Here is a 13224-nt window from a genome sequence, read left to right as displayed (position 1 = left end):
TTTATTTGGCCTCCATATATAACGGGTTATTGATATTTGTATATTGGTAATCGTAACCTTCAGCGTATATTCTCATTTTTAATAGTGATTTAATTTTAAAGGTTGGTTGTTCTAAAATATTGATGTCAGGCGCACTATTTACGTGATGATCAGCTATCATATTTCGAATGATTTGATAACCTTTTGTACTGTCATAACCATAAGTAGCCAACACTTGTATAAGTTGGAACAGGTGATTGTATAAGACTGCATGGGAAAATACTGATAACAAATCTTCAAATGAGTCAGTAATCAAGCCTGTTGAATCATCAATATCTATATTTCTTTCATATAATCTCACGCCACCAAAGTCTCTTATATAAATAGAAATAGGCATGCCATCTTTAATGATGACAGTGCTATTTTGCATATGTGCTTCTAAACTAATACCTTCTTCAAGCAATAATCTATAAGTAGCTTCTAATAAATTATGTGTATATTCTGTTAAGAATAATTGAGTTGCAGAATCGAATGACATGTCTTGTGTTTGCATAATTGTTTCAATACATTCAATGAGTATAGGTTTTCTCGTAACAAAGCTATCAGTAATCAGACTGGCACATACTAATTGGTGACTGGCTTTCTGTTCAGGTATAAGGCTTCTTAACATAAAGCTGCATTTATTAGCGTGTGATTGATTGATGTTTAAATAACTGCCTGCTAAATCTTTTTGAATATAGCTATTATCATAACCATTTGAACGATAAATGCGTTCCACAACATCGCTTAGAATAATGCCATTACGGATAGAAGCGGGAGACACATTTCTTACTGCACTTGTCGCTTGTGCATTGACAGCAGTCTTAACGATGCAATTTAATTCTCGCGCTTCTAAAGTTCTAAATGATAATAATGGACTGCTTTCAACAGCTAAATCGTGTAATGGAATCATGAACTGTTGTTCGAAACATGTTTCAAACTGTGGTAACAGAAAATGCTTCAATTGCCATTCATGAATAAACAGTAAAGCATAGTTTTCAAATTTAATGCCATATTCTTTGCAATATGTATCAACTTTCTTTCTAAAAGTCTCTAATGCAGGCGATTGATAGATATTGATTTCATCTATAAAATCTTTATTGCACAATAGAGGAATGACGTTCACCGTTTGTCTAAATTCTGGGGAAAACTTAATAACATCATCTATAGAGAAACCTAATTTCGTCTTAGTCATAGGGTGGAAAGGATGTCCTTCAGTTACACTTTGTTCAAAAAAGACATCCGTTATATTTTCTTGTTCAACAAACTCAAAAATATTTTGATAACTGTGACCATGTTGTTGATGATCGCGTTCAAATTGAATATAGCTCAAAGTGAGATTGCGAATAGAATCTTGAATTTCGTGTACTAAGCGTTCATCATCATAAATGACATCTTGACCAATATCTTCAAAACTTGATAATTGATCAATACGTCGCGTGATTTCACGGTATGCTTTCTGGTATAAAGTTGTTATGTCTTCTTCAGAAAAATCTTGAAAATATTGACGTATTTCTTGTATCTGTTCGTTATATACGATTTCCAAAAAGATCAACTTCCTTTTCAAATAATTTATATAGTGATAATCATTCTCAATTATAGGAGGTTTGAAAGGTTTGTCAATGATAGAAAATAACAATAAATAATTATGATAAATTATATAAAACTATTATTTTAATACTTTAGTTAGTCTGAAAAGGTTGGATTATGATAAGTACAATTGAATGAACTATTGATTTTTTATCATTTCTGTTACTATGAAGAAAAGTATGTGTAAAGGGAAATATCATATATGAGATTGAATATAAGGGGATTTAGCGATGAATAAAGTAAAAACTTTAATGCAAAAAATGGGTCATGTACAAAATAGAATTGTCTGGCTAAATAAACCTAAGATGGAAGAAGCTTTATCTGGATATACTTCCTCAGAAGTTCATTGTATAGAAGCTATTCATAATATAGAAAATCCAAATGTTAAAAAAATATCAGATGACTTATTTATGACACGTGGTGCCATTAGTAAATTAACGAAAAAACTCATTAAGAAAAATGCGATTACGGTATATCAAAAAGATGATAATAAAAAAGAAATATACTTTGATTTAACAACAGAAGGAAACCGAATATATAGTAGTCATTTAGCATTACATGATCAATTTTTGGAAAGAGACAAACCATTTTTTGATGATATAACAGAAGAAGAATTTGAAATATTGAATCGATTTTTTGATAAATATAGTGACTACTTAGATCAAGTCATTGAGAAGGAAAAAGATTAAATAGAAGGAAGAAAAGCTGAGATGTCCGTGTCTCAGCTTTTTTGGATTTAAGGATATTGACATTTCATACGGACATTATTCGAAATTCTGTCTCTAACAATGGTTCTAAGGGACATAATTCGAAATTCTGTCTCTAACGATGGTTCTAAGGGACATAATTCGAAATTCTGTCCCTAACAAAATTTTCCCTAATGTTATTTATGTTGACTAGGAAACAAAATTCTCTTATAATGTTTCTGTGGAAACAAAATATAAAGGAGTTTATTGATGTCTTCTCAACAATTAGAACACATTCCTAAAAGCACAATGATAGCGGCATGGGCCATTGCTTTAGGTGCTATTATGCCCATGCTCGATTCAACAATGATTAATATTGCTATTGATGATTTAACGAAATACTTTGATACATCACTTAATTTTATTCAATGGGGTGTTACGGGATATATTCTTGCTATGACAGTTGCTGTACCGTTTTCTGGTTGGTTAATGGACCATTTAGATGGTAAACGTGTATATATTAGTGCTGTCATTACATTTGGTATTGTTTCAGTATTAACAGGATTAAGCTCAAATATCTTTTGGTTTATTCTATTTAGACTCGTTCAAGGATTTAGTGCAGGTATCATTTCAACGCTTATGGCTACACTGCTTGTTAAGATAACCGGCCAAGATAAAATTGGTAGAGTTATGGCCATTGTAAGTATTCCCATGATACTTGGTCCTATATTAGGTCCGGTAGTAGGTGGGTTTATTATTCATTATATATCTTGGCAATGGATATTTTATTTGAACATCATTGTCATGATCATTATTACACCAGTTATGATTAAACGATTACCGTCATATGAACCTTTTAATAAAGGTAAGAGACTAGATTGGTTTGGGATAATCAATTTATCTTTAATCAGTATTACGTTAATTTACGGTATTACACACGCTACTGAAACAGCTTCATTTACAAATATTGAAACTGTACTCGTGCTAACTTCGAGTGCATTACTTATCGTGATTTATTTGATATACAATCGAGTTCAGGATTATCAAACCGTATTACCAACTAATTTATTCAAAAATCGTAACTATGCAGCTTCAAGTACCGGTTTATTTTTAGGAAATTTAGCGATTATGGGACCGATGATTATTTTCCCGCTGTTCTTTCAAAATTTTAAAGGGTTTAATACGATTGAAGCGGCTATTGCATTAATGCCTCAAGGTATCGGTATGTTATTAGCAAGACCTATGATTGGTAAATTAACAGATCAATATGGTGCTAAGAAAGTGATATTTGTAAGCTTAATATTATCGATTGTTGCTTCTATACCATTTATATTTGTAAACGGCAATACATCTATCATCATATTAAGTATGCTACTTTTATTACGAGGTATCAGTGTTGGTGGGATATTGCTGCCGTTTACGACAAATACTTATGCAGATTTAAAAGACGACCAATTACCTCAAGCAGGTATTACGATTAATATTGTAGAAAATATTGGATCTAGCTTTGGCTCTGCATTGATTGCAACAGTCGTCGCAACAATATCTATCCACAATCAGATAATGGCATTTCACATTGGATTTCTAGTCCCAGCAATTGTATTTATATTATTGCTTGTGTGTTGGGCAATGATTCCTCCTAAAAGTATGAAAGTATAAAAAGACCCCTAAGAGATGTTTCATATGAAACATCTCTTAGGGGTTATCTTATTATTTATCAGTTTTACGCTTTCTGAAGAACAATAAACTTCCTAACATTGCGAATAGTGTACCGAATAATGTTGTACTTATTGCTTCATTTTCACCTGTTTTTGGTAATTGTTTGTTTTCTTGTTTATCATCTGATTGAGTTTCTGCTTTAGCTTCATGGCTAGGTTGTGATGTCGTTATTTGTGTATCATTTACTGCTTTATCAGTATTGTTAATTTGAATAGCCTTAGCTTCTAGTTTAGATGCGTTATGTGATTTAGGTTGTTCAGCCGTTTTAACGGAGTTATCGTCTAATTTAGGTTGTTCCGTTGGTTTGACAGAATTATCGTCTGATTTAGGTAGCTCATCTATTCTATTATTAGAAACTTTGTTTATGTTTATAATTGTTGAATTTTTAAGTTTGTTTTTATTAATCAGTGATTTATTAATAGCAAAATCATTATTTGTACTAGATGCATCAGAATGATTAACGTCATTATCGTTATCAGATTTATCTAAGTCACTAGTATAATTGTTATCATTAGGTGTATCAGAAGTAGTGACATCATTATCGTTATTATCGATATTTGATTTATCGTTTGAAACATTTGAACCTGAATCTGGAACTCTATTTAATATAGATTGAATCCAGTCGTAGATTTCTTGCGTAATTGGGGTTCCTAAAGTACCGTATTTATTACCTCTTGTTCCATAAGAATGAACTGCAATAATTTCATCGTTATTATCTTCTAAATAGACTGGACTTCCTGATTGACCAGCTGAATTATCCATAGAATATTCTATATTACCTTGTTTTTGCTTTTGTACAATAGTACCTAGATTAGTCCATTGATTAATAGAAGTCACATTTTTATCAATTGGATAACCTTGTGTTTGTACCTTTTTACCGATTAAATCGTCCGTATATACTTTAATGTTATAAGGTTTTAATTCATCTAATTCTTCGCGTGGAGGATGGCCGTCTGCATCAACTATTGGTTCAGGATCGACTTCAATTATACCGATATCATATTTTCTTAAAGGTGAAGCTTTATATTGATCTGGTACATAAAATGCTTTAATTTTATATTTTCCAAATGGTTCCCAATTTCCATGTTTACCAGGAATTAAATAACCGCCTGTTAAGTATTGTCTAGGGTAATTGTTATCATAAATAACATGAGCTGCAGTTAAGAAATAATTCTTACCTATGTATGCTCCTGACCCTTCACCACCTTTGAGATTTTCAATTTCACCTTTATAATTCTCGTTTTCTACTCTTATATATGCAGTTCTGTTGTCGACTTCATAGTTTTCTTGCATCCTTCTCGTATCTTTTAAATAACCTTCTTCGTCATAATTGGGATCTTGAGTCTTATCATAATTTACGTTGTCCTCTACAGAAGGGTAGAAATATCTGAAAGATCCAGTTGGTACATTCGGTTTATTTGTATTTTTAGAGTTATCATTTTGTGATGTATTTTGAGTCTTACTATCTGAAGTTTCTAATTTATTAGAAATTGTTTCTTTATTTCCCTCAGATGTTGTATCTACATTATTTGTATCTGTAGAAGCCTTTGTAGTGCTATAATCTTCTTTTGACGTATTGGAAAGTGTACTTGTTGCATCTTCATTTTCAGTCTCTTGTTTATTCGTTTGACTAGCTTTTGGACTTTCCTCTATTAAATTGTTATTCTCGCTAGCATGAGTGACAGTTGGATGAGATAAGAAAAATACACCTGCGATAATAACAGGTAACTTTACTAATCCCGTTCTGAAGTTGATAAAGTTTTTATTCATGTAAAACTTCCTTTCTTGGATGATACGAATAATATACAAAAATTCCCATGTAAATTCAATATGAAAATGATTATTATTATCAATTATTTTAGAAAAATTTTACAGTTGTATAAATCTGGGTAGTAAAGGTGTGAAAGAAAGGAAATTTATCAAGAGAAGAGTGACTAGATAAATAGAAGGACTCTATGTTGCAAGGTCCGTGTGACTAGCAACATAGAGCCATCAAATATTATTTAAGTAACTACTAGATGTTTTATGTTAATTATTACTGAAATTTTCTTATCAATATCCTATTCCAACACGTGATTGAATAAATACGTCGGACGATATTTGATCGTAAACGAAGTCTGCTGTGTCTGGGACAGATATTTTCACGGCATTCTCTGGTAAGTAGTCTCGTTCGACTCTGTATTGTCCGATTCTTTCGCCATCTGGTAAATAGGTTGGGCATATGATTGTCCAATCTAGCTCTGAATTTTTAAGCATTGTATAAACTTTATGATGTTCTTCTGCTGCACGTGTTGTGCGTCTTTTAGATTCGTTAGATTGATAGCGTAGTAAATTCTTGTCAGTTCGACTTTGTAATATACCAGCAGTACCTATTGTGATGATACGTTTAATGCCTTGTTGTGACATTGTTTCAATAATTAATGGCATAGCTTCTGATAATGTAGTGGAGCCGTCTGTACTTAATGCACTTACAATAATGTCGTTACATTCAGCTGCTTTTTGAATATCATTTGGATTTAATACATTTCCTTCGATTAGTCTCACAGATTGATGGTCGACGCTTAATTTATTTTTATCACGAACGAGTACAGTTACGTCATGGCCGTCTGATAGTGCGTGTGTTAATACTTCTTGTCCAACTCTGCCAGTAGCACCTAAAATTAAAATTTTCATTTGTATTGCTCCTTTTATAAAAGTTTTTTATTTTGATTATAAATATGTTTGAGTATATATGATATATCACCAGTATGCATTACAAAGATTATATAACTACTTTTTCATTTGAGACTAATTTATCTGGTGAGTTCTAATATATAAAATAAAAACCATTTCCAAGAAATGTGGAAATGGTTTTTATTAAAAGTATTCATGAGTTAATCTGATAATTTGGATTCCAACCTTTCCAAGATTTCTTTTATTATAGCGAGCTCTTCAGATAAGTTATATTCATTAGATGATATTTTTTGACTAATTGTTTGTGAAACATATAATAAATCATCACTAATGTCTTCAAAATAGTCTCTCCCGTGATTATTGACCATACTTATACCTCTTCCTATTTTGTATATATAAGTATATTACCCAAATTTATTTTATTTCTAACAAAAATTGTAATTAATTTAAGTTTTTATTCTTTATATTCACTTTGATAAATTATTTTTAAATCAAAAATATAGTTTTAAAAAATAACATCTCATTCTACTTAATAATTCAGTAAGCAATGAGATGTTATTTTGTCTTTATCATTCAAGCACTAGAGTTTTAATGTTTTATCAGTTGAATTGTAAACTACGATAATGTTCTACTTTATTTAATTTTACTTAATAGCAAATTTGCGTGATGATTGAATTCGTTTTTAACTTCATTTTGTGTTTTCTCTGATTGAGTGTATGCTCTACGATAAAGCCACCCATTAATAAACATCCTAACTAATAATACAAAGTCACTCTTATCTAATTTAAGTTTATGATGTGCATGAATCTTTTCTAATTTATACGTTAGAGTAGTAGATAACTTATGATTATAATGTTCAATATTAGATGTAAAGTTTGAAGGTGCAAATGATAACTGGACATAAAATTTTACTAAGTAATCTGAATCGTAAATATAATTATAGAAAAAAGAAGAAAGCTCATCATATACATTCAGAGGCTGAGAATCGATTCCTTCAATAATACTTAGTCCTACTGACATACAATTTTCAATACATTGTTCATACAATTCATCTTTGCTTTTAAAGTAGTTATATAAACTTGCCTTTTTTATTCCTAGTTCATTGGCAATATTATTTAGTGATGTTCCATAATAGCCCATTTCAGAAAAGGTTCTCATACTTATATGAATGAGTTTCTCAGATGTATTATTCACTTCATTTGCCTCCTTTGCTACATATGAATAACTATACAGGAAATAGCACAAAAAATCACTCGTAAAAACGTTTACATTTAACACAATAAATTACGCATTGCCTTTTTCTTTGGAAGAAAAAGCAGTTGTTCCAGATAGCGATAATTTTTACATTCCAAGAGTTATGGTAAGTGATGACGCTTTTAACAAGCTTGTTAAGAAATGGGAAGGATTTAATCATGAGTAAAGGAAGATATATTGAATTTATATATTTAAGAACATTTTTATGTTTATTAATTGTACTAACACATGTTTTTACCGAGTTTACAAACACAAATGAACCTGATGATCTGCAATTACAAGTCTTATATTGGATCAGAATGATCTTAATTATCGGGACACCTTCATTTATTATATTGTCTCAACTATTAACGACACTAAATTATAATGATAAATTAAAAACAGGCTATTTAAGAACACGTCTAAAATATATATTATTACCTTACTTAATTATGGGTGCTTTCTATAGTTATTCTGAATCACTTAAATTAAATGATTCATTCTTAACGCAATACACAGAGAATGTTATTCAAGGTAATTGGTATGGCTACTTTATTGTAATCATTATTCAGTTCTTCTTGTTAAATTGGATCATCTATCGAATAAATGCTAAAATACTTTTTTCAAAATGGAGTCTTATCATTTCGTTCATAATTAATACAATCTATTTGTATAGTTACCAAAATGTTGAACCTGTTAGAGAATTTATAAGTCAGTATTATCCATTTAGTCCTGAAACATTCATAATTGGTTGGCTGTTTTATTACTTTTTAGGTTCTTACGTAGGTCATAATTATCAAGCTATTAAAGCTTTCGTAACGAAATACATCGCTTTAATCGTATTTTTAACAATTGCTGCATACGTAGCCTTTGTATTTGTAGGAGAACATGATTATTGGATGGTTAGTAGCATGGATTATCGTATTTTATTATATATCACTTTTGCATTTTTAATTATAATTAACTTTAGCACACAGTTTGATGAATTTATGTTTAGTTCTGTTGAGTTGATTAGTCAATATTCATTTTTCGTTTATTTATTACATCCTATTATACTGGAATATATGTTCCAATATACAAGTATATTTGAAGAACAAACATTAATCTTTATTCCAATATCTTTATTGTTTATTGTGGGAAGTTGCCTAGGGATTGGTATTTTATTAAAAGAATTTCAAATTTTTAAATTCGTAATGGGACGACAACCTTATAACAAATAAATATCTATATAAAAAAAGCAAGTTATCTCATAGTCGAGGTAACTTGCTTTTGTCTGAATTATGTTGTTTTGTATGATGATTTCTTAAATTGATATACGATGAAGCCGATGATAAATCCGACAAAGGCTGGTAAAACCCAACCCATTCCAATCGTAAAGAATGGTAAGAATTTTTCGCCAAAAGTGATAACTGCATGTGCAAAACCTGTATTTGCGATGAATTCAGGACTTGCTTTAATACCATCAACAAATGAAGCGATTATTGTAAAATATGTCGTAAATTGATAAACGATTTTTGAATGATTAAAGAATGAACTGAATAACGTTAGCAAAATAATTGTAATCGCTAAAGGATATAAAAACATTAATACTGGTGTAGAGTATTCAATAATTTTTGTTAAACCAACATTAGCAAAGATACATGAAATAATACTTACAACTGTTGCAAACATTAAATAGTTTTGCTTTGGAAATAGTTCTGTGAATGTTTCTGAAAAGGCTGTGATTAGGCCAATAGCAGTCTTTAAGCAAGCTACGATAATGATGAGTGATAGTAATATGATGCCGTAATCACCTAAATAATATCGTGCGATTTGAGCTAAAGCTATGCCACCATTTTCACTCGCTTTAAAATGACCTAAACTCATCGTACCCATAAATGCTAATAAACTATAAATAATACCCATTAAAATAATGCTAATCGTACCAGATTTGAATGTTTCTTTCGCAATATGATTTGGGTTTGTAATACCTAACTTTTTAATAGTTGATACGATAATAATACCGAATGCAAGTGCAGCTAAAGCATCTAGCGTATTATAACCATCAATGAAACCTTTTAATAACGCGCTGTTTTCATAATCAGGACTAATATCAGCATTTGATACTTGTCCAATTGGATTAATAAACGCTAATAAAATCAATAAGCCTAAAAGGACTAAAAATACAGGATTTAAAAATTTACCGATATATTCTAGAATTTTTGAAGGTTTTTTTGAGAAAAACCAAGCAACTAAGAAGAATAAAATACTAAATATCGATAAATATAATGTGACAGATGAATCTGAAATAAACGGTGTAAATGCAATTTCAAACGATGTCGTTGCAAGCCTAGGTAAAGCATAAAAAGGACCAATTACAAGATAAAGTAAAATCGTGAATATATAAGCATATTTGCGATTTACACGTGTCGTTACTTCAAAAATACCATTCGTCTTAGAAATACCAATTGCGATAATTCCTAAGAATGGTAAACCAATCGCAGTAATTAAGAAACCAATATTGGCCGTTAAAACATTCGATCCTGCCAATTGACCTAAATGAATAGGGAAGATTAAATTTCCCGCTCCAAAAAACAAGCCAAAAAGTAATGATCCGATATATATATTTTCTTTAAAAGTAAGTTTATTTTTCATGATGATAAATTTCTCCTATTTTTTTAATCAACTTCACTATCTTAATGTGTTTTGTAAGAAGATGTCAAATTGATATTGAGGATATACATAAAAAGAGCCTAGAACAACGATATACATTGTTGTTCTAGGCTCTTTTATACTTTTATTGTGGTGCTATCGATCAAGAAACGAAAACAAGATCGTTAGAAATTTTAACGTTCAAGAAAGTGAAACAAGATCGTTAGCGCACCAAATTTCTAATTATTTCTCATCTCATAAAGTAATCCTTGTGCAGCTTCTAGGTTTGGCTTATCCATACTTTTAAGTGCTTCTGTTATAAGTTGGATTTCACTACCTTTTGCACCGATTTTAATTGCTAAGGATTTATAGTGGAGGTTCATATGACCTTGCTGTATACCTTCTGATACGAGTGCACGACATGCTGAAAAGTTCTGTGCGAGTCCGACTGCAGCTACAATGTGTGCTAATTCTTGTGCTGTTTTAACATCTAGTAAGTCTAATGTAACTTTAGATATTGGTAAGAGGTCTATGCTTCCGCCAATAATGCCGAGTGTTAATGGTAATTCTATTGTACCTACTAAAAATTGGTTATCACTATCATATTTCCAAGTTGTTAAACTTCTATATTGTCCGTCTTTACTTGCATAAGCATGCGCACCTGCTTCAACGCTTCTCGTATCGTTTCCTGAAGCTAATACGACTGAGCTAATCCCGTTCATAACACCTTTGTTATGTGTGACTGCTCTGTATGGGTCGATGTGAGCTAATACAGATGCTCGTTCCATACGGTGTGCGACTTCTGCACCGCTTACTTCACCTTTTTCTAAGTCTGAAATGGCGATTTTACCTTCAATGCGAATAACAGATGTTGTTGAATAGTTTGAAAGAATACTCATTAGTATGTTTGTATCGCTTAATTGAGTTTCTAAATAGTGCGCAATTCCTTCAAGAATGGTATTGATAATATTAGCACCCATTGCATCACGTGTATCGATATGAACTTTTAAAGAAAGCATACCTTCTTCAGGAAATTCATCCGTTTCGATTTTGCGGTAACCGCCACCTCTTTTAAGGATAGAAGGGTAGACTTGATCGGCTACTTGGCGGATATCTGATTCTAAATTTAAAATATCTTTAGATAGTTGAGCAGTATCTGTAACATTATCAAATACGATTTGACCTAATTTAATATTGTCACTTTGAACGACTTTAAGACCACCAGATTTGTTGAAAAGTTTAGAACCGAAACTTGCTGCTGCAACAACTGATGGCTCTTCAACCATCATAGGTACAGCGTACGCTTTATCTTCTACTATAATTTCAGGTAAGACACCTACTGGTAGCGTACCTTGACCAATGACATTTTCGATTAAATTCTCTAAAAGTTCTTTATCTATTTCTGAATTGTTAAGTAATATTTGCTCAGATTCTTCTTTAATCCAACCATGATCTTTTAATTGTTTGATTTTCTCAGGTCGTGATAAATGTCTGAAGTCTTTCGTTAAAGGTTTCATTAAAGTCCTACTCCTTTTTCTATCATTAATGCTATACCTAAGCCACCACCGATACATGCAGTTGCAATACCCGTTTGCTTATCTTCTTGTTTTAAGGCATGTGCAAGTGTTGTAACCAATCTTGAGCCTGTTGATCCTAGTGGGTGACCTAAAGCAATCGCGCCACCATAAATGTTAAATTTCTCATCTGGAATGTTAAGGTTTTTTTTAACAGGAATGCTTTGTGCTGAGAATGCTTCTGTCATCTCAACTAAATCGATATCTTGAATTGTTTTTCCAGTCTTGTTTAATAGTGACTCTACGGCATAGAATGGTGCATAACCCATATATAATGGATCACAGCCGATTTCAGCGTGTTGTCCGACAGTTGCTAAGATTGTGTAGCCGTGTTCTTTCGCGTATGATTCACTCATTAAAATTAAAGCAGAACCACCGTCGCTTAAAGCTGAAGCGTTACCCGCAGTAACTGTACCGTCTTCTTTGAAAATTGTCTTTAATGTTGCAAGATCTTCTATTGTACTTTCAGGTCTGATTAATTCATCTGAAGTTATTGTTTCACCATTAACATCTTCTAATGTAACAATTTCTTCATTGAATTTACCAGCTTTTGTTGCTTTATCAGATTTTAAATGTGAATTTAATGCAAACGTATCTTGTTCTTCACGGGTAACTTCATATTTAGTTGCAATTGCTTCTGCAGTTAAGCCCATCGCCATATTATGAAAGACGTCAGTTAAACCATCATGCATGAAACTTTTAACAGGTGCGTCGCCTTTTTTAAGAATAAGGTCTGGTGTGTTCGTCATACTTTCGATGCCGCCTACAGCAACAACATTTGCTTCTCCAAGTTGAATAAGTTGTTTGCCTAAAATGATAGATTTAAGTCCTGATCCACAAACTTCGTTTACAGTCATACCAGGTGTTTCATATGGTAAACCGGCATTTACAGCAATTTGTCGAGCAGCATTTTGTCCCGTACCAGCTTGAACAACGTTACCGAAAATAACATTTTCGATATCTTTAGGATCTAGTTGGATTTTATTAATTGCAGATTTTAAAGCAGCAGTTCCTAATTCTACTGCAGAGTAGTTACTCAACCTTCCTCTGAATTTTCCTACAGGTGTTCTTTGAGCACTTACGATTACAACTTTATTCAT

General features: G+C 31.6%; 11 protein-coding genes and 1 pseudogene. 4 read left to right on the top strand and 8 right to left on the bottom strand.

Annotation, left to right across the window (positions count from 1 at the left end; all coding sequences use genetic code 11):
- Position 1 precedes the first annotated feature (1 nt).
- Positions 2–1564 carry an IucA/IucC family protein gene (locus CD035_RS09625; protein ID WP_048540443.1) on the bottom strand — a complete coding sequence of 521 codons (1563 nt, stop codon included), beginning with the start codon at positions 1562–1564 and terminating at the stop codon, positions 2–4.
- Positions 1565–1838: 274 nt separating this feature from the next.
- On the opposite strand from CD035_RS09625, the gene CD035_RS09620 reads away from it, so the two are divergent.
- Both CD035_RS09620 and CD035_RS09615 read left to right on the top strand, forming a co-directional pair.
- Positions 1839–2297, top strand: a complete 459-nt coding sequence (locus tag CD035_RS09620; protein ID WP_048540444.1) for a MarR family transcriptional regulator — start codon at positions 1839–1841, stop codon at positions 2295–2297.
- 267 nt (positions 2298–2564) lie between these two features.
- A complete protein-coding gene (locus CD035_RS09615; RefSeq protein WP_048540445.1) occupies positions 2565–3953 on the top strand; it encodes a DHA2 family efflux MFS transporter permease subunit in 1389 nt (462 codons plus the stop codon).
- Between the two features lie 51 nt (positions 3954–4004).
- Here CD035_RS09615 and CD035_RS09610 read toward each other — a convergent pair whose 3' ends face one another.
- From CD035_RS09610 to CD035_RS09600, 4 genes are all read right to left on the bottom strand, one after another.
- Positions 4005–5783 (bottom strand): trypsin-like serine protease, encoded by a 1779-nt coding sequence (locus tag CD035_RS09610; RefSeq protein WP_048540446.1) that lies wholly within the window; start codon positions 5781–5783, stop codon positions 4005–4007.
- A 282-nt stretch (positions 5784–6065) separates the two neighbouring features.
- Positions 6066–6686 (bottom strand): NAD(P)-dependent oxidoreductase, encoded by a 621-nt coding sequence (locus tag CD035_RS09605; RefSeq protein ID WP_048540447.1) that lies wholly within the window; start codon positions 6684–6686, stop codon positions 6066–6068.
- A 200-nt stretch (positions 6687–6886) separates the two neighbouring features.
- Positions 6887–7054, bottom strand: coding sequence for a hypothetical protein (locus CD035_RS13955; protein WP_155403650.1), 168 nt, complete (start codon positions 7052–7054; stop codon positions 6887–6889).
- A 265-nt stretch (positions 7055–7319) separates the two neighbouring features.
- Positions 7320–7880 carry a TetR/AcrR family transcriptional regulator gene (locus tag CD035_RS09600; protein ID WP_048540448.1) on the bottom strand — a complete coding sequence of 187 codons (561 nt, stop codon included), beginning with the start codon at positions 7878–7880 and terminating at the stop codon, positions 7320–7322.
- Positions 7881–7983: 103 nt separating this feature from the next.
- Here CD035_RS09600 and CD035_RS14165 point away from each other — a divergent pair.
- Together CD035_RS14165 and CD035_RS09595 are read left to right on the top strand one after the other, a co-directional pair.
- Positions 7984–8106, top strand: a pseudogene (locus tag CD035_RS14165) (intercellular adhesin biosynthesis polysaccharide N-deacetylase); the annotation flags it as partial.
- Positions 8099–9139 carry an acyltransferase family protein gene (locus tag CD035_RS09595; protein ID WP_048540449.1) on the top strand — a complete coding sequence of 347 codons (1041 nt, stop codon included), beginning with the start codon at positions 8099–8101 and terminating at the stop codon, positions 9137–9139. The pseudogene CD035_RS14165 and the gene CD035_RS09595, both read left to right, overlap by 8 nt.
- Positions 9140–9197: 58 nt before the next feature.
- Here the strand turns inward: CD035_RS09595 and brnQ are convergent, their stop codons facing one another.
- The 3 genes from brnQ to CD035_RS09580 form a co-directional block, all read right to left on the bottom strand.
- Positions 9198–10556 (bottom strand): branched-chain amino acid transport system II carrier protein, encoded by a 1359-nt coding sequence (brnQ, locus tag CD035_RS09590; RefSeq protein WP_048540450.1) that lies wholly within the window; start codon positions 10554–10556, stop codon positions 9198–9200.
- Positions 10557–10789: 233 nt separating this feature from the next.
- Positions 10790–12067, bottom strand: a complete 1278-nt coding sequence (locus CD035_RS09585; protein ID WP_048540451.1) for a hydroxymethylglutaryl-CoA reductase, degradative — start codon at positions 12065–12067, stop codon at positions 10790–10792.
- Positions 12067–13224: a thiolase family protein gene (locus tag CD035_RS09580; protein WP_048540452.1), complete on the bottom strand. Its 1158-nt coding sequence runs from the start codon at positions 13222–13224 to the stop codon at positions 12067–12069. Before CD035_RS09580 ends, CD035_RS09585 begins: the two co-directional genes overlap by 1 nt.

Source organism: Mammaliicoccus sciuri (assembly GCF_002901825.1).
Lineage (GTDB): Bacteria > Bacillota > Bacilli > Staphylococcales > Staphylococcaceae > Mammaliicoccus > Mammaliicoccus sciuri.
The sequence above is the reverse complement of the archived record's forward strand: the minus strand, read 5'-3'. Positions and strand labels throughout refer to the sequence as shown.